Origin of the sequence: Pseudanabaena sp. CCNP1317, from assembly GCF_034931345.1 — a bacterium.
Taxonomy (GTDB): domain Bacteria; phylum Cyanobacteriota; class Cyanobacteriia; order Pseudanabaenales; family Pseudanabaenaceae; genus Pseudanabaena; species Pseudanabaena galeata.
Map to the genome: position 1 here is coordinate 55,589 of NZ_JAYGIF010000149.1, position 18,710 is coordinate 74,298.

An 18,710-nucleotide genomic window follows, 5' to 3' on the forward strand; every position below is an offset into this window, starting at 1 on the left:
ATTTCAAGGTTAATATGAATTCTCCAACTATTAATTCATCTAATTCGGCAATTCCTTTTGCCACTCCCACTAGTCCTTGGCAATTGTTGAAATCTGGCAAAATCTCCTGTGAAGAGGCTCTTGCCCAACTGGTATTTTCTGATGGCACGGTAGCGGTTAATCTCCTCGATCCTGAAGTCAGCGATCGCTTTTTTCAAAAGATTGGTAATCAAGCGGGACTACCAGCGATTATTCCTCTACTGCTATGGCAAGGACGCTTTTTTCTGGGTTCCCCAGAGGAATTATCTGTTCAAGATATTAAGAGTCTTAGTTCGCGACTAGGAATGACTGTGGAAATAATTGCGATTAGCAAAAAGAGCTATCGTGATTGGTTTCGCAGACAAAATATCCGTATTGGGAGTGCTTCCGATATTTCTATTGGTGAGGGGAATTTACCCTTTGGTGACGATCTTGAGCCAATGGCGATCGCGGAAACCGCAGAGTTAAAGTTAGCTAAAGCTACTGACCAAATTGGGCGGATTAAAGCGATTCTCGCTAGTGCTTTGCAATGTCGGGCTAGTGACATTCACTTAGAGCCTACCGATAAAGGGTTACGGATTCGATTCCGTATTGATGGCATTCTCCGTGATATCAAAACTTTACCATTAGACATTAGCCGCAAAGTAATCGTGGCGCTAAAGGTCATGGCGGAAATGGATATTGCTGATAGTCGCCGCCCCCAAGATGGTCGCATTGGTGAGCAATACACGGCTGAGGATAACATTGCCAAAGACTTAGATCTGCGGGTGAGTACTCTGCCCTGCGTCAACGGTGAGAAGATCGTCATTCGGCTACTGCCTCAAGAAAATCCCTTTACTAATATCGCGGATTTGGGCTTTACCGAAAAGTCTCGCCATACTTACGAAAACTGGCTCAGTCAACCTCAAGGAATGATTATTTTTACAGGGCCTACAGGTTCGGGTAAAACTAGTACTCTCTATACGAGCCTACAGGCGATCGCTACGGAAAATGTCAATGTCACAACGGTGGAAGATCCTGTAGAGTATGTCCTCTCCAATATTACCCAGACTCAAGTTAATGAGTTAGCGGGCATGACTTTTGCCTCTGGCTTACGGGCAATTCTACGTCAAGATCCTGACATCATTATGGTTGGTGAAATTCGTGATGCTGAAACGGCGGAGACGGCTATTCGGGCGGCGCTGACGGGACATTTGGTGTTAACAACTATGCACACTAATGATGCTCCTAGTGCGATTCCTCGCATTAAGGATATGGGACTCGATCCTAGTTTGGTAAGTGATGCTTTGCTGGGTGTGGTGGCTCAACGCCTTGTCCGTCGGGTTTGTCCCCATTGCTCTAGTGCCTATGTGCCATCTGACCATGAGCTTGAGGCGATCGGTTTGGTGCGTAGTGAGGTGAGTCATCAAAACTTTCGTAAGGGTAAGGGCTGTCCTAAATGTTTTGATACGGGCTATTTAGGTCGGGAGGCAATTATCGAATTACTGGAGGTTGATGATTCTATTCGGCAAATTATCTATGAGGGTTCGATGACGCAATTGACGCGCTATCTCCATAGCAATGATTTTCAGTCTTTTCGCCAAGCGGTGATCGCTAAGGTGCTGTCTGGGATTACTACGATCGCGGAGGTTTTACGGGTGCTACCGCGATCGGCTCTGGCTAAGCGGAAGGAACCTAAAGAGCTTCCAAGTAATGTTACTTTGCTTAATGTGGGGTGATGGGGAAAGAGGGAAGGCGGAAGAATATAAACAACAATAAACGAGTGGCGGCGCATCGCGCCGCTACTCGTTTATTGTTGTGGAGTAACCTACCGATCGCTAAAGCATTTGGCAGAGCATCAGGAATTAGCAAAGCGCTGTAAGGTTCAGGCTTACAAGATTTTTTTGGACTATGGTAAAAGGGGATTCCATGGAAGGATAAACTAACAATATTATTTGCTAGGGAGATTTTTGAAGATGAATCCTTTTAAGCGTGCTGTTTTCGATCCTAGTCGTAATTTGTTCCTTTTTATTGTGATCGGTCTGATCGGTTTACCCTTTATTGCCAGTGGAATATTTGATTTGGCATGGAATACTGGTGCTGATTTGCTCAAGGACTCTCTAAAGATTAGGGACAAAAGCACGGTTCAAATAGCTGGGCTAGCAATAATCATCGCAATTATGCTTTTGATAATTTATGGTACTGATTTTGTTTCCAATGTTGGAAGGTATCTTAGTAGGTTTTTTAGTCCTCAAGGCAATGCGATCGCGAGTGTTCGTTCTGTCACAAGGGATTATGCTGGCTTAATCGCGTTCATGAGTGCAAAATCTGATTCTCCTGCTGAATGGGCGATTCGCTTCCATTGGAACCAAGGCAAAAATCCAATCTATCAATGTTGTTGGTTGATCTGTACAGAAAAGTCTATGAATGAGGCTGAGAAGCTGGTGGCGAAGTTAGCGCAGGAGGGGTGTTTGATGACGACAAGTATTTTCTTTGGTGATTATGCCATTAAAAATGAAAATACTCCTGATATGAGTTTGCTTGTACCTGAGGAGTTTGTGGATGATCCTAACTATATCCAGAGGTTGGTACAAGGTATTTACTTTGATGCTGAAAGTAAAGGGATTAGTGAGTCAAAAATTATTGCTGACTATACGGGTGGCACAAAGTCGATGACGGCAGGAATGGTGATTGCTTGTGCTAGTCCAAATCGGCATTTGGAATATATTATTCAGTCAGATTTGCGTCCAATTATGGAGGTGGATATTTCTTATAATATGCGCCCAGTAAAGGGAAGATGAAGGCGGAAGGGGGAAGAATGAAGATTGAAAATATTTACAGCAAATACAGATACATCATTTTCATCTTTCTCTTTCTTCATTCTTCGACCTTCCTTCTTCGATTTTCCAACTTTCTCTTTCTACTCCTGAAATAGATTTTGAAATGGTTCGGTATTTTTCCAACGGTAGGTATTAAAGTCTCGATAGTCAACTGAAAGGATACGACCATGCCCTAGTTCTTCGGCAAGAATGACTAGGGATGCATCGGCTAAATCCATTGGTAAGTCTCTATATTTCTGCATCAGTTCTTCGATACGCAGACAGTGAGATGGATTAAGGTCAAATATTCGTAGATATCCTAATGCAATTTTACGAATAAATAATTTGGGTGCATCTACACCGACTCGTTTTTGCATCAAATAGCAGGTTTCAGTAACTACGCACCAAGCGGTAATAAATTCTTCGTTCTCTAAGCTCTGAAATAATTTTGTCGCTGCTTGGTGAGCGGAATCTTTGCTGTTAGCAAGAGCAAGCCAGAAGCCCGTATCAACGATCACCATATTTTAAATCGAGTTCTTTGCTTAAGTAGGTTTTGTAATTTTTTGATAGGTCTGGTTCGGCTTCCATGCAACCGATAAAGTCCGACCAATTTTGGCTTTTATTTTTTACGGAGGTTGGTTGGTTAGCATGATAGCGATTTTTGAGAACGCTTACTAGCTCAAAGATCACTTGTTGCGCTTCAGGTGGTAGCATTGCAATTTCTTGCTGAATGGTGTTTAGGTTCATCTTTTTAAAGACGGAAGAATGAAGATCGAAGAGGGAAATTTAAAGGCGGAAGATCGAAGAATGAAAAATGAATTTTTTTGAGATCGCGACAATTTTAGCATTTCTATACTTTTCTTGCTCTTCATCTTTTCTTCACTCTTCGATCTTCATTCTTCTCTCTTTCTCTTAAGTTTCCGTCCCCAGTTTTCAAGGAAAAATTTAAAAGGAAAAAGGAAAAAGGAAAAATACAGGACAAATTTTTACCCTTACTTTTCACGTTATCTCTGAAATGCTCTCTAGGCAAGAGTTTCATGGCTAAGTGTATTTGCAATAAGTATTACTTAATGACAATATACAACGCTGGAATAAGGCTTGTGGCGGTAAGAATATTGACGGTTATGCTGAAACAGCAAGATAATGGGAAAAGTAAGATTTTTAAATTGTTCCTTTGGTTTTAGCGATCTCTGCTATCACTTTTTACTTTCTACTTTTGCCTTTTTCCTTGATCATCGTTTCCGTCCCCTTGCGGGGAAATTTATATGAAACGATTTCTGAGCATGGTCTTTTTTATGTTTCTTTACACAGTTTCCGTCCCCTTGCGGGGAAATTTATATGAAACCACACTAATATGCATCGTAACTTTGATCGTTGTGCAATATTTGTTTCCGTCCCCTTGCGGGGAAATTTATATGAAACAACGTGACCAATCGGTTACGTCGATCAAGAATGAGGGTTTCCGTCCCCTTGCGGGGAAATTTATATGAAACAGTTAGTTTTAACTAATCTTACAGTATTTGCTTCTGAGTTTCCGTCCCCTTGCGGGGAAATTTATATGAAACCAAGCATTGATTATACTAGGTGAATCTGACGAAGAAGTTTCCGTCCCCTTGCGGGGAAATTTATATGAAACAGGACAACGGAAACTACGTGCGATAATAGGCAGATTAACTGTTTCCGTCCCCTTGCGGGGAAATTTATATGAAACAACAAGCTCTGTGAATACAGGGCTAATATAAAGACTGATTTGTTTCCGTCCCCTTGCGGGGAAATTTATATGAAACTTCTGCCAATTGGCAAGGAGTAGGAGATATCGTTGTTACGTTTCCGTCCCCTTGCGGGGAAATTTATATGAAACACATTTGGCATCTCAATCAATCTTGAGCTACTAATGCAGGGTTTCCGTCCCCTTGCGGGGAAATTTATATGAAACCAAATCAAGCAGATAAAAAACCTGCTATCGAAACTGTTTTTAGTTTCCGTCCCCTTGCGGGGAAATTTATATGAAACGAACGGTACCAATCTGGGACTCGAACTGAAAACTATACGGAATCAGGTTTCCGTCCCCTTGCGGGGAAATTTATATGAAACTGACCAGTTTTCGCTTACTCAAAAGTTCGTAGATTTTTAGTTTCCGTCCCCTTGCGGGGAAATTTATATGAAACACACCAATCGCGCAACCAACGGAAATGTGACTGGCGAAAAGTTTCCGTCCCCTTGCGGGGAAATTTATATGAAACGGTTGCATTCTGGTGGTCTCTTGGGGGGTATCAAAGAATACTGTTTCCGTCCCCTTGCGGGGAAATTTATATGAAACTTGTCTCGCTTAAGGAGATTTCTCCAATATGATGCCGATGATTGTTTCCGTCCCCTTGCGGGGAAATTTATATGAAACTCTTCCGTCATGGAAAAGGCACGCGCAGGTCAAACGCTGTTTCCGTCCCCTTGCGGGGAAATTTATATGAAACTCGGAGGAGCCTTGACAAATGTAACCTACTTTATTTTTAAAAGTTTCCGTCCCCTTGCGGGGAAATTTATATGAAACAGTCCTACAAAATCAGGTAATCAAGCCATTTTTTACCTTAACGTTTCCGTCCCCTTGCGGGGAAATTTATATGAAACAAGCTGGATTACGGACTTAGATAACGAACGTTATCTAAGTGTTTCCGTCCCCTTGCGGGGAAATTTATATGAAACTACCAGTGGCGTAAGCACAGGAAAGTGCACGACGAACAGGTTTCCGTCCCCTTGCGGGGAAATTTATATGAAACCCTTGCAATTTTTAAGCCATACCCAGCAAACCTTTCAAAAGGGTCAATCGACGCACCTCTTTTTAGTCTCAATAAGAAAGCCTTATTGACAGGTTTTCAAGAAAACGGACATCTTGGAACCCTTGCTAGGTATGCCATCGACACACCTCAACGTAATTATGCGGTTTTCAAGGTTCGAGGGGGGTGCGTCGATTTGACGATACAAACCAGACTAAAGGCTAAAAACAAAAAAGTCAACCTAAATAATGTAAACATTTGGTGGCGGTTTTGGCAACGCACTACCGATCGCTAAAGCCTTTGGCAAAGCATCAGACGGTATCCAATAAAAACGCACATTATCAACATCAGGTTTAACTCGTTTTTTGACCTGATCATGGAGCTTCTTCATCTGCTCCAAACTTACAAAACACTCAAACACACTTTCCTGAACCCTACGCCCATGACCTTCGAGAAAATTTGACAACTTGAGGCGACGCTTATCATCAGCAATATCGTAAACCACTAGTACAAGCATAAAAATAATCTAAATAAGGTTTTGTAATCACACAGCTCGTAAAAAAGCCTCATAGGATATTTCGCCAAGCAAACATTTTTTATACCGCCGAATTTGTAACTGGATCGCCCTCCGATAGGACACCTTTGCTTGTACATCTGGGTGAGAAACCAACTCATTAATCCGATCCTCAAAAGCCTTTAGAAAAATTCGTCTTGGCATATCGGTCAGATATACCCCCCCATCCTTATCAAACCAAGTAAAGTCAGTAGGCTTAAGGGTTTGCTTATTTACCAAAGTCATTACCAACGTATCAACCACAGGCGATCTAAACTCCTCCATCAGGTCAAAAGCCAAATGCGTCTCCTTACGATCGCTACGATGCAAATTTCCCAAATAAGGATTTAACCCCTCCGCCAAAATCAAACTCAACACATTGTTATAAAGCAACGTATAACCAAAGCTCAGTAACGAATTAACAGGATCTTTCGGCGGGCGGCGATTGCGTCCTGTCAAACTAAAACCCTCATTCGTAATCAACAGCCCCAACGCCGCAAAATATCGACTTGCCGCAATTCCCTCATAACCTCGCAAGCTTTCCAAAGTTTCAGCCATCTCCACTGACTCAATATCAGACGTAATTCCCGCGATCGCTGTCGTCACCTCCTCCAATTGCCGCTTGCGATTTAGCCGCAACAACAACTGTTTCGAGTTCATCAACTTACCCCAAACGATCGCCCTAGCCGTTTCTAGCTGAAAAGCAACATCCAAACGCCTTTGCCACTGTGCCTCTTCCGAAACTAGATCGTAAAACTCCGAATTCCAGAGTTGCCCCTTATATTCCCCCATCTGCGTCAAAAAGATCACAGGAATCTTCGCATCTAAACAAGCCGCGATCGCTGAGGTGGTTAGCTGAATATTGCCAAATACCAAGACTAACTCGACTTCAGCGATCGGGATCTCCAATGCCGACTCTTTGAGCGGCTGCACCAAAAAACGTCCCTGCTCCTTTCGTAGCGTTGCACCCTGCTGCACCAGATAAAGTGTTGACATACCAGTAGTCCAGATCGCTTCATCGGACTCTATCTTGACAGGTTTCGTCTCACGCAGACTGTATCCCAAAACAACAAATAGCGGCGGCGGAATTGGCTCAGCCGAACTTTTGAGAGCCTCCAACATTGCCTTCTGCATCTGCGTTGGTCTTACCTGCGGATCGCTATAAACCAATTGCCCATCTGGAAAAGGATCAACCGCCCCCCGCATATCCTCTTCCCTCTTCTCTCTTCCGCCTTCCATCTTAACAATCACCTTCCCCGCAAAGGCATGACCCAAAAATCGAAACCCATGATCAAAATCCACAATTCGGGTTTTATCAGGATGTAATTGCAGCCCCATTCCATTCATTAATTCTGCAACTTCATCCTTCGCCTCAACAATCCGCTTCTGACTGCGCGACATCACCACAAAATCATCAGCATAACGCACCAGCTTTAACCCAGTTGCCGAAACAATTTCATCAAAGTCATCCAGATAAACATTCGCCAATATCGGTGAGATAGCCGAACCTTGAGCAATTCCCTTTTGAGGAAATATTAGTCCCTCTTTGGATAGAACTCCCACCGATAGCCAATCAGAAATTAGAGATTGAACTTCAGGCGCGTTAAGCCTTTCTGCCAACTCGTCAAGTAACCTCTGCCATAAAATATTCTCAAAATAGCGCACAACATCAGCATCAAGTACCCATTCATAGCCGCGATCGCGCCAATGGGCGATCTGCCTAACTGCCATCAAATGCGATCGCCCAGGACGATAGGCAAAACTACAAGCCTCAAACTGCGGCTCTAGCAATGGATGCAGAATATTTAACAACGCATTTTGGACAATGCGATCGCGAACTGTCGGTACGCCTAACTCTCGCCATCCACCAGCTTTTTTAGGAATGAATAACTGCCGCAATGGCATTGGGTGATAATGTCCCGAAGCAAGCGATCGCCTCAATCGACTTAAATATGCTTCAGCATTTTTAGCAAAATGAGCCACCGTTTCGCGATCGACACCTGCACATCCATTTTTTGCCGCAACCCGTTCCCATGCAAGCTGAAAGTTTTCTGGACTGAGGAATTTATCACTAAAATTCTGCATCAGAGGAGGAGGAGGATAAAGGCGGAAGGCGGAAGGTCGAAGAGGGAAAAATAAAGGCGGAAGATCGAAGAATGAAGAATGAAATTTAAGAATATAGTTTTAGGCGATCGCGACAATTTTAGCATTTATATATTTTTCTTGCTCTTCATCTTTTCTTCACTCTTCCGCCTTCGCTCTTCCAACTTTATCTTTTGCTTTTTTCACCAAAGTCACAAAAATCGCAATCAGTTCTTCCGCTTCTTGAATGAGGTTGGCTAAGTTAGATGCTTTGATAATCTCAGCTTCAGCTAATAGCTCTAGCCAGTAAATACTTTCTTCTAGCTCTTGCAGTCCAACTTCAATTTTACTGATGTATTCCGCATTGGATCGCGCACGGGTTGCTTCTCGATAATGCGCCCCAACTGATGTTCCACTTCTCAGTACTTGTTTTCCTAATACTTGGGCTTCGGTGCTTTTGGGCAGTGATGTATATAATTTCACAATTCTCAATGCAAAGCTTTTGGTGCGATCACGTAGGTCAAACATAATAAGAAAGGCGGAAGAAGGAAGATTGAAGAGGGAAGAATAAAGGCGGAAGAAGGAAGATTGAAGAGGGAAGAATAAAGGCGGAAGAAGGAAGATTGAAGAGAGAAGAATAAAGGCGGAAAAATGAAGATTGAAAAGGGAAGAATAAAGGCGGAAAAATGAAGATTGAAGAGGGAAGAATAAAGGCGGAAAAATGAAGATTGAAAATCAAGAATTCAATTTTATATTATTGCAGAAATTTCATATTTCTTTTTTCTTCATTCTTCGATCTTCATTCTTCTCTCTTTCCCTTACGTTTCCGTCCCCTTGCGGGGTGTTAGGCGTGAAACTATTGAGGAGATTGGTGATTTTGTCTATAGCCAATTAGGGAGTTTCCGTCCCCTTGCGGGGTGTTAGGCGTGAAACTGGAGCGAACAATTGTTTAACGGTCAACCCTACAAACAATGTTTCCGTCCCCTTGCGGGGTGTTAGGCGTGAAACAATACTGCACCAGCTAATAGCTACTCGTCCGTCTTTAATTTCGTTTCCGTCCCCTTGCGGGGTGTTAGGCGTGAAACCCCTCTCATTTTTGAGGCTTACACAGTAAAGCTTTTAATAGGGTCGATCTCCATAGGTCATTTATATAGTCAAAAAACTTGCCAAATTTGCAAAAAAACGACAAATATAAAAGCCAGAACCCTTATGGAGAGCGCGACCTCCATAGGTCAACGTAATAATGCGGTTTTCAAGGTTCTTGCCACCTATGGAGGTGACTGACAAAACTATAACTGCAAAATCAAGATTTTGTCTAGTTCAATAACATTAAATTATGTAAAAACTTAACAACAATCAAGCCACCATGCCTAAATAATTACCCAACTGAATTTCACATTGCTGGAAAATATAGTTAACCATAGCAAACAACCGATCCAACTCAAAAATACTATAAGTTGCAGGATGATGCGTAAAAATTCGCCCCAGCATAAATTATTTGTAAATCTTTAACCGTCTGTCCAATACTTTTGAAATTACTGGAAGCCATACAAATACCGAGAATTGGGTTACTGCTAGTTTAATCTAATAAAGACTTTTCGATATCAATCAGCGATCGCCCAATCCCCATCGCACACTCACGCATCTTTGTCGCCAACATCGGCCGCTTATTCATCCCACAATGAGCAAGATCGTTCCGCAGATTAGCCAACTCCTTCCACAAAGTCGCGATCGCCCTAGCATTAGGAAGATCCGCCAACTCATCAAAATAGCCACTTTCCCTTGACACAAACTTCCGTCCCCGCCCATGAAACTTATGTCTAAGCCGATTCAGTGCATCCTCAATTGGTTCGCGACTTCCCCTATAGTCCAAAATATCCAAATCAAACCAATAGGCAACCACCGACACCAGCCACTCCCTCGCCAACGTCAAAGCCTGCACAATATAATTGCGCCCAATGTACCACTCAATCGTCTCCCTCTGGATTTCCAGATTTTGCCGAATTGCATCCCTTTGCATAGGACGCTCTAACGCAAACTGCCCATACTCAGCCACAACGCGATCGCTCAACAACTGAAAAGGTTTTGCCCTCTGCCCAAAAGCATTCGCACTACGTTTTAGCGTTGCTTCCAACTTCGCCGCCGAAGCCATCACCTCAATTGGTCTCGTAATACTCAACGCCAGAGAAATTGTTTCAATGGCGCTAGCTGTATTTTCTAAAGACACACTCAAACCCGACCAATCAGGGCGATCGCCCAATTCTTCACGAGTCGGCATCTCATTCCTCAACAAATCCGCCAAAGCCTGACCATTCCCCATCTCCGTAAACCTTGTAGTCGCCGTAATCCAATCAATCATCGAAATAAATTCCGACAAATCAATCACAGGTGCAATCCCTTCCGCATTTTTCAACTCCAACGCCCCGTAATAAATCCCCTCAATCGACACATTCTTCGCCGCCTTAAAATAAGCCGCAAATAAAAACACCAGAAAAGGTAGCGATCGCAATCCGTGAGTAATATCAAAAATAACACTTTCCCCTTCAGGAATCTCCGCCGCAATAATCTCAAAGGTTTGCCACATCTCCCCCGTATCCATTCCTGTAGGAATATCTAGAGCCTGAACCCTTGGATCATTTTGAAGATTTACTAATTTTGACCATGTATTTAGCTTTGCCTTCTCCGTCACACAAACAATCATGCGATCAAATTCACAAAACTGCACAAGTGCCTCCGCGAATACGCCGCCCGTATAAGATTGATCGCGATCGCCAAAACCATATTTTGTTTCTAATAAACCGCGATCGCCCAAAAAAGTAACAATAGTCGTCATGAATTACCCACTTCTAAGTAGCCATATAAATTGTAAGCAGTAACGCACATCCCTCTAATCCAAACGTTCAGCCGCCTTCAAAAAAGCACGTTTCGCCGCAATCTTATTCTTACGATTGGTATAACGCCTAAAACTCCTGACATCCCGATGTCTGGTCAACTCCATCGCCAAAGATGGATCTAACTCATACTTCACAATCAAATTCGTTGCAAACGTATGTCTTCCCCGATGCGAATGCAAATCAATCCCCGTCTTCTCCGCCAAATCATCCATCACATGCCGAATTCCCCAATAGGTCAAGCGCTTACCCTGACTACGATTAGAACAAGATACAAACAAAGCATTATCAGGCAATAACTCCCCTTCTTGCTCCCTCCTCCAATCTAAATAAGCATCCAAATCCTGAATCCCCAACTTCGTCAAAGGTACTTCTCCCTTACTATCCCACTTCGCCTCCTTAATCACCAATTCCCCATTCACATAATCCTCAACATTCAGCCGACAAACCTCCTCTGCTCTCAACCCATGCAACAAAATCGAAAATAAAGCGCGATCGCGCAACATCATTTTACTCAACTCAATCGTGTCATAAATCAGCAACACCTCCTCATCTTCCAAATCCTTTGCCACAGGATCGGGCAATCGCTCCTGCTGAATCCCAATCGTCGGATCGGCAACCACATATTCCGAGAGCAACATCCATCGATAAAACGATTTCAGAGTTCGCAGAACCCGATTCACCGAACTTAGTGCTAGTTCACGTTCCTTCAGCAAAAAAGTTTTAAACTGCGTCACTTTGCGCCGACTCACATCCACCCAAGCCAGATCGCACCAGTCCATAAATATCCGCAAGTCTGCTTGATAAGCCTTACGACTCTTCGGCTGCAAAGACCTTGATGCTAAAAACTCATCAACCCTTGCTTGGCGTAAGTCTGTAGTAGCGATCGCTTTGGGCAATTCACCGTAAATAACTAAAGTTGGCTCTGGAATCGACATATCTGTATGAATTGATTAGTTCTCTAGCCACGAATCACAATAATATTACGACCTGCGACACTGGTTGCCATCTTGATCGTAGTCCGATCGCCGATCAAGTATGACAACGATTCGGGCAATTTAGGATCATGAAGGCTTTTTCTCTAGCTTTAGTGTGGCTCAAACCTACAATCTTCCATTCTAAGATTGTCAATCAAGGCTGCAAAAAGCAAGTCTCTGAAAACAATTCTATATCTACATCTTCAGCCTGTCGTGATACAGTTTTACTCGAATCGTTACCATACCCGATTTAGAATCATATTCAAATTTTCGGAGACTTGAGAATTGCTAAAAGCAAAATCCACCAAGGTACACTTAGATCGGGAATGAACCTAGCTTTGCTTTTAAGATTCGGCAAACCTTGCGCCAATAAAAATCTGAGAGAACGCAAAGAAACAGGATGCTGCTCATACTCATCAACTATTCCATAACGTGCCGCTAATTCCGCCACAATCTGAACTTTCCCAGTTCGCTTCATCAGGGCTGAATCATTATATAGAGCAGCAATTACCCTACCGACAAACAAAGGAGTTTCCCAATTGAATTTATCAGCGATCGCCGCCACACCAAGATTGTTATCAGTACCCTCAAGGTTTGCATCCGCCAACTGATGAAACTGCTCAGTCCCAACAATCCCTGGCCAAAGTGAAATCGAAGCAACATTAAACGGCTTTAGTTCCACTCCCATATCAGCCGCAAGGCGATCGCAAGCAGATTTACCAGTACCATAGGCAACACCAAAGATAGGAGCTAAACCACCCCAAGAAGAAATCGTCACGATTAAGCCTTGTTTGCTTTGAGTCATCATCTTTGCAGCAAAATGACTTGCTACATAATGACTTCGCAAACCGACTTGATTGCAAGCATCCCAAAGACTAAGATCCGATTCCCAAAATGGTTTACCCTTTGCCTCAATTAGAGATCGCACACCACCATAAGCATTATTCACCAATAGATCCAACTGTCCATTTTGTTCCCGATCAATTTGCTCAAATAGAGATTTAATTTGCTCATCATCACTGTGATCAACGGGAACTGCTATACAAATTCCACCCGCCTTTTCTACTGCGACTTTGGTATCTAGTAAGCTTCCCGAGATAGTTTCTATAGAATTTGTCTGATGCACACTGCGCCCCGTGATATAAACCAACGCACCTGCTTCACCCAAACCAATAGCAATCCCTTTGCCAATTCCCCGTGAAGCGCCTGTTACCAAGGCAACTTTCCCTTTTAAATTTCCTGCCATGATAAACCATCTCCATTTTGCAAACCACTTTCCAATTATCGCTTACCTATATGAATAGGCGGGCATAACCAATCTTTTGTATTGTTTAATTTCCCCCTTCTCATCTTCAACAATAGCTATAAAATATGCTGAATCTTCCCTATGAAATATTTCCAGAGATTAGTTGAGAAGATTATGCTTATAAAATTTGTTTTACATAAAACATTCTAGTCAGGAAAGTTAACAAATAATTGTCCGACAAAAGTAATGATTAGCAAAAAAAAGTAGCCCCACGCCAAACTTTACAAAACGTTATTTGAAACATGGAAAGACTAAAAATCACCCTCACCAACACCGATTATCGCCAATGCGTGTCTCTATGCTTAAAAGGTAATGGTCATGCGTCAACCATCAATCGTGCACAGGTATTACTTGCTCTGCATGACGGTGTGGACATCTCCGAAGTAATGCGAGTGCTGCGGGTTAAAAGAACCCGTCTCTGGAGGTTGCGGAAGCAATATTTGCAAGGTGGCTTAAACGATGCCTTAGCAGATCGGCGGCGGCGATCGTGATGTTTCAAATACAGCCTAAAACGACAGTGCGTATGCTGTTCGGTTATTGACGGGAAAAGAACTATCAATCAGAATGCTTTTCAAAAGTAGAGGTGCAAAGGTAATCAGATCGCTTTGTTGCCTATGGCTTTTGTGCATCTATTTCCCATGTCTCACATTTTTCTAGATAGCAACTATGAAAACCTATCCAATTAATTCCCTGAGAGTTCCCTATAGTCCCCACCGCAGTAACTTCCTCAGCCAAATCCAAAATCTTCAGATAGCCACATTGACGGCTTCAATTGTGGGAATCGTCATCACCTTTGCTTGCTCTAAAGGAATGTATCTCACAGCTTTACTCGCCTTGATTGGTTTGCTGATAGCCTTCCCAAAGGTATTGCTGATGCTCTATGGTAAATTCGAGCAATTGATTCGGCAATCCAAGTACAGTCCCGTTTTATTACTGGGTATCGCCATTGGTTTTGTGATTGGTTTACTGCTAATTCTCACAGTGGAGCCAGCTCAAGCCCAGTTTTTCAATAGGACTCAGACATGGATGACAGGGGCAATTCCTGGGATTGATACAGGACTAGTTGCCCTGATTTTCAATGTGTTGCGAGCCTTGTTTGTAATCTATCTGGGAATTGGACTAGTAAAAGTGATTCAATCAGCTCGAAACGACGATGACTGGCAGCAAATGGCTAGAACTCCGCTAATTCTGGTAGTAACGGTGACAATGGGCGACATTTTGGCAGGCATCATCACAGGTGCAGCCTAACACTATGGCAGAAGAATACAAATTCCGTAAGGTCAATGCCATTTTGGGGGCAAGTCCCAAGATTGGACCGTTTCCCACTGAGCTAATCATTCCTTGGGCGATTATCAGTTTTACTCTGTTCATGATTTGCTACGTGGTTCTGAATCTGCCTTGGTTATGGGTATTGCTAATCGTGGCATGGGGTGATGCGACATGGTGGATTTTAACTGGTTCAAAGCCCTATCGTTTTTTATCAAAATTTATCCCTGTGCCACGATGGACGCGAGGCGTTTATCAGTACAAGGGGATGCGTAAACAGGAGGCAAGAAAGTATGCAGAGCGTTAAGCAGAAGCGATATCGCCATTTTGAAAAAGAGCTAGCCGTAGAATGTCTGCTCAAGTTCGAGCTACGCGGTCGCGCCGTCAGTTGTTTCGTCCTCAAGCAGGGGCAATCGTCTCTCGAATCGTTACAGTTTGTATTTGGCTGGGAGTCGAAGGGCATTCATACCACCCTCTCAACGGATCAGGAAGAATCGCTATTTGAGGCGATTCAATCAGGGTTGAAAGATATTCCTGATGGTGAAAAGCTGACGGTGCATTTTGGTTCGGTTAGTTCCGACAGCGATCGCCAACAGCAACTCCAAGAACTTTACGAACAAGCGGATACGCCGCAGCTCAAGTTTCTAGTCATGGGTGAAAAGCAGAGAGTACAGGAGCTATCTAAGGCAGGACTACGCAAACCAAAATTCCTGAGACTCTATGCCACCTATACTGTGCGTGGTTCCACGGCTGAAGGCAATGATGGTCTTGAAAAAGCACTGGCGTGGGTACAGAAGCTATCGCAGCAATTGATGGGTCAGGAAAAGCAAATTGAGCAGGAGCGTCATGAGATTGCTTTTGCTAAGGCTTTTACCGATGGCTTCTTGAACTGGGAGCAGATTCTCGTTAATCGCATGGGTTTAGACCTGCGACCCTTGACCGAGCAGGAACTATGGGAGCATCTCTGGCGGCAATTTAATAGCAGCAATCCTCCTACGATTCCGCAGTTGTTGGTGATGTCCGAGCGGGGTGTGGAAGAGCGTATCAATACCCAAGTGCATCTAAAAACACTATTGTTAGAGCGTCCCGATTCGATTCCCTTTGCTGACAATGGGTTTGTGCATCTCAAGGGTGAATATATCGGCGTACTAACCTTCATGGATAAACCAGGGGGTTGGGTATCTAAGGGTAAGCAGATGCGCTATCTCTGGGAAGCGATCGCACGCGACTCTGTGGCAAATACAGAAGTGTTTTGTCAATTCACAAGAGCCAATGAAACCATTGTCAAAGCAAATATGCAACGGGTGACCAAGCAGAGCATTGTCTCGCAAGAGCAATCGGCATCCTTGAATAACATCAATGTTAATGCGTCACTGAAACAGCAAAAAGCGGTCAAGGCACAGGAAGCACTATATGAGGGAGCTATGCCAATTAATGTGGCTGTGGCGGTGTTGATTCGTCGTCCCAACTTGATTGCCCTTGATGATGCCTGTCGCTATTTTTGCAGTTGCTTCCAGCGTCCTGCTTGGGTAGAACGCGAGACGGAATATGCATGGCTGATGTGGAAACAAACCTTACCAGTAACAGTGGGAAATCTGCTGGCTCAACCATTCCCCCGTCGCCATGTTTATTTATCAGATGAAGCAGTTGCCTTTACAAGCTGTGTGATGCCCAGATCTGTTGATGAGAATGGCTTTGAATTGATTACGGAAGAAGGCGGAATGCCTTTATATATCGATGTACGCAAGCATCGCAATATCGGTATTTTTGCAACTACCCGTGCGGGTAAGTCGGTATTAGTATCGGCGATTTTGTCTCAAGCCCTATGCCAAGAACAGCAAATTGTGGCTCTCGATTTCCCTAAGCCCGATGGCACGAGTACGTTCACGGACTACACCCATTTCATCGGTGAACTGGGAGCCTATTTTGACATTAGCAAAGAGTCCTCAAACTTGCTCGAATTACCAGATCTGCGAGCCTTTGACCCTGAACAAGCAGAAGAACGGCTACGGGATTTCAAATCCTTTGTAGAATCAGCATTGATGACAATGGTGTTCGGGGCAAGTCAGCATGACCTCTCTTCATCAGAAAGGCAACTGCGGCAATTGATTAGGGCTTTGTTAGTGCCTGTGGTTAATAGCTTCTTTGACGATCAGCAGATTAAAGCCAGATACGATCGGGCGATCGCTGATGGATTCGGTACAGAAGCATGGAGCAATATGCCAACTCTGTCGGACTTTCTGGATTACTTTTTGACGGAGGGTAAAGCGGAAATTACCTCCGATGTTGCTGATAGCGAACAGATCGATCAAGCCACCAATCAAATAGTGATTCAACTGCGATTCTGGCTTAACTCCAGAATCGGTCGCGCCATTTCCCGTCCATCGACTTTTCGTAGTGATGCAAGACTATTGGTGTTTGCCCTACGAAACCTATCGGAAGCAGAGGATGCGGCGATTTTAGCTTTATCGGCATATTCCGCCGCCCTGCGACGCGCTTTATCATCACCTGCAAGTATCCTGTTCATCGATGAAGCCCCGATTCTATTTGAATATCCGACGATCTCGGAAATGGTGGCAAGGCTCTGTGCCAATGGAGCCAAAGCGGGTATTAAGGTAATTATTTCCGCCCAAGATCCTGACACGATCGCCAGATCGCCCTCCGCACCGAAAATCTTGCAAAATCTATCCACCAGATTAATCGGTCGCATCCAACCATCGGCAGTGGATAGCTTTGTGAGCATTCTCAAATATCCCAGAGAGGTGATTGCCCAGAATGCAGAGGAGCGGTTCTTCCCCAAACGCGAGGCGATCTATTCGCAATGGCTGCTAGATGATGCAGGCATTTATACATTCGTGCGTTTTTTCCCTAGCTATATCCAACTAGGCGTTGTGGCAAACAATCCCGATGAGCAAGAGGCACGTACTGCTTACATGCTTGCCATGGCAGATCCCTATAAAGGGCTGGCTGCTTTTTCGCGCGAGATGGCAAGTGCTTTGAGGGATGGGCGCAAGCTGAAATTACCCGAACTGGCTGCTTAATTTTTCACCTCTAAAAACTCCTGACACTGCCATGAACAAACGAAAACCCCGTCAGATTGCAGTCATCAGCCTCGCAACCTGTTCGCTTTTGCTATTTAGTCCCCACCCTGCGGATGCTCAAGTTCCATTACCACCCGAACTCACAGGATTAATTCAACAGGTCAATCAACTGATTACCTCGATCAATTCTGGCGATTTCTTAAAAGCACAGATGGACAAGCTACTTGGGCAGTACTTACCACAGGTACAAGCCGCCATTACTCAGTCAATTGGGCAACTGGGATTACCAGATCCCAGTAAAGCCGAAGCCACCGTTCTCGCTCAGATCGAGGGAGCATTTAACAGTGCGGGGCTAAATGGCACATTGATCAATCAAGGTGTGGTCACCTCGGCAATTACGAATACCTCGATCCAAAATGTATTGGGAGAAGAGGGGCAAGCAAGGTTGAAGAAAACCCTTGAAGATATGCTCGTCAATGCTCAGAACGTTGGACAGCTATCTTTGAATACAGCGACAGGTGCAGAAACTAGCACCGCGATCGCTGATGTCTCCCAACAGATCGCGGCGAATTCTGTTAGCTTTGCTCAGAATTCCTTAGCCCGTTCCCAACAGGTGGATGGACTTTCGCAGCAAGCACAAGCCGCCCTATCGACACAGGATGTCCTCAAGATTGTGGTGCAGCAAAATGCAGGTAATTCGGCAATCCTTGCCAATATTGCTTCCCAGTTTGGCAACAATGCCAATCAGGTTGGTAACGTCGCTAATCAATTGGGGTTGCTATCTGAACAGAACTCACAGGTAGCCGAACAGAATAGCCAACGCGCTCAGATTGACGCTCAACAATTAGCGCTGCAAGTGCAACAAACCCAACAGGGAGCCACATCACTGCTCAATCTTGACCAGATTAACGCCTCCCTCAAAGGTGATCGCCAAGATCGGTTGATCGAGCGCAACTCCACCGTGCAACAACGGATGCCCTATACCTTTCTAAGATAGCGAGATGACC

Annotated in this window: 15 protein-coding genes and 1 CRISPR repeat array; of the genes, 7 read left to right on the plus strand and 8 right to left on the minus strand. The window is 44.0% G+C overall.

Annotated elements, in window-relative coordinates; translation table 11 throughout:
• The first annotated feature begins 14 nt into the window (after positions 1-14).
• Both VB775_RS22805 and VB775_RS22810 read left to right on the plus strand, forming a co-directional pair.
• Positions 15-1,736, plus strand: coding sequence for a GspE/PulE family protein (locus VB775_RS22805; RefSeq protein WP_281009966.1), 1,722 nt, complete (start codon positions 15-17; stop codon positions 1,734-1,736).
• A 237-nt stretch (positions 1,737-1,973) separates the two neighbouring features.
• Complete coding sequence (locus VB775_RS22810; protein ID WP_281009965.1) at positions 1,974-2,798, plus strand: hypothetical protein; 825 nt, start codon at positions 1,974-1,976, stop codon at positions 2,796-2,798.
• Between the two features lie 119 nt (positions 2,799-2,917).
• Here the strand turns inward: VB775_RS22810 and VB775_RS22815 are convergent, their stop codons facing one another.
• The 8 genes from VB775_RS22815 to VB775_RS22850 form a co-directional block, all read right to left on the minus strand.
• A complete protein-coding gene (locus tag VB775_RS22815; RefSeq protein ID WP_281009964.1) occupies positions 2,918-3,337 on the minus strand; it encodes a type II toxin-antitoxin system VapC family toxin in 420 nt (139 codons plus the stop codon).
• Complete coding sequence (locus VB775_RS22820; protein WP_281009963.1) at positions 3,324-3,563, minus strand: hypothetical protein; 240 nt, start codon at positions 3,561-3,563, stop codon at positions 3,324-3,326. Before VB775_RS22820 ends, VB775_RS22815 begins: the two co-directional genes overlap by 14 nt.
• Before the next feature lie 490 nt (positions 3,564-4,053).
• Positions 4,054-5,590: a CRISPR direct-repeat array (repeat unit 35 nt; unit sequence GTTTCCGTCCCCTTGCGGGGAAATTTATATGAAAC).
• Positions 5,591-5,828: 238 nt separating this feature from the next.
• The gene (cas2, locus tag VB775_RS22825) at positions 5,829-6,104 is read right to left on the minus strand and encodes a CRISPR-associated endonuclease Cas2 (protein WP_281009962.1); all 276 of its coding nucleotides are present in this window, start codon (positions 6,102-6,104) and stop codon (positions 5,829-5,831) included.
• A 27-nt stretch (positions 6,105-6,131) separates the two neighbouring features.
• Positions 6,132-8,225 (minus strand): CRISPR-associated endonuclease Cas1, encoded by a 2,094-nt coding sequence (gene cas1 / locus VB775_RS22830; protein ID WP_281009961.1) that lies wholly within the window; start codon positions 8,223-8,225, stop codon positions 6,132-6,134.
• A 156-nt stretch (positions 8,226-8,381) separates the two neighbouring features.
• Entirely contained in the window at positions 8,382-8,750 is a 369-nt protein-coding gene (locus VB775_RS22835) for a four helix bundle protein (protein ID WP_009625650.1), read from the minus strand.
• Between the two features lie 1,051 nt (positions 8,751-9,801).
• Positions 9,802-11,055: a TIGR02221 family CRISPR-associated protein gene (csx2, locus tag VB775_RS22840; RefSeq protein ID WP_281009960.1), complete on the minus strand. Its 1,254-nt coding sequence runs from the start codon at positions 11,053-11,055 to the stop codon at positions 9,802-9,804.
• A 54-nt stretch (positions 11,056-11,109) separates the two neighbouring features.
• Complete coding sequence (locus VB775_RS22845; protein ID WP_281009959.1) at positions 11,110-12,051, minus strand: tyrosine-type recombinase/integrase; 942 nt, start codon at positions 12,049-12,051, stop codon at positions 11,110-11,112.
• Between the two features lie 301 nt (positions 12,052-12,352).
• On the minus strand, positions 12,353-13,336 hold the full coding sequence (locus VB775_RS22850) for an SDR family NAD(P)-dependent oxidoreductase (RefSeq protein WP_281009958.1): 984 nt from the start codon (positions 13,334-13,336) through the stop codon (positions 12,353-12,355).
• Between the two features lie 302 nt (positions 13,337-13,638).
• On the opposite strand from VB775_RS22850, the gene VB775_RS22855 reads away from it, so the two are divergent.
• The 5 genes from VB775_RS22855 to VB775_RS22875 all read left to right on the plus strand — a co-directional run bounded on the left by VB775_RS22855 (position 13,639) and on the right by VB775_RS22875 (position 18,700).
• Positions 13,639-13,887, plus strand: coding sequence for a helix-turn-helix domain-containing protein (locus VB775_RS22855; RefSeq protein ID WP_281009957.1), 249 nt, complete (start codon positions 13,639-13,641; stop codon positions 13,885-13,887).
• A 175-nt stretch (positions 13,888-14,062) separates the two neighbouring features.
• A complete protein-coding gene (locus VB775_RS22860; protein ID WP_281009956.1) occupies positions 14,063-14,644 on the plus strand; it encodes a hypothetical protein in 582 nt (193 codons plus the stop codon).
• 4 nt (positions 14,645-14,648) lie between these two features.
• Positions 14,649-14,969, plus strand: coding sequence for a hypothetical protein (locus VB775_RS22865; RefSeq protein ID WP_281009955.1), 321 nt, complete (start codon positions 14,649-14,651; stop codon positions 14,967-14,969).
• Positions 14,956-17,703, plus strand: a complete 2,748-nt coding sequence (locus VB775_RS22870) for a hypothetical protein (protein ID WP_323216974.1) — start codon at positions 14,956-14,958, stop codon at positions 17,701-17,703. Before VB775_RS22865 ends, VB775_RS22870 begins: the two co-directional genes overlap by 14 nt.
• A 31-nt stretch (positions 17,704-17,734) precedes the next feature.
• Positions 17,735-18,700, plus strand: coding sequence for a hypothetical protein (locus VB775_RS22875; RefSeq protein WP_281010060.1), 966 nt, complete (start codon positions 17,735-17,737; stop codon positions 18,698-18,700).
• Positions 18,701-18,710 lie beyond the last annotated feature (10 nt).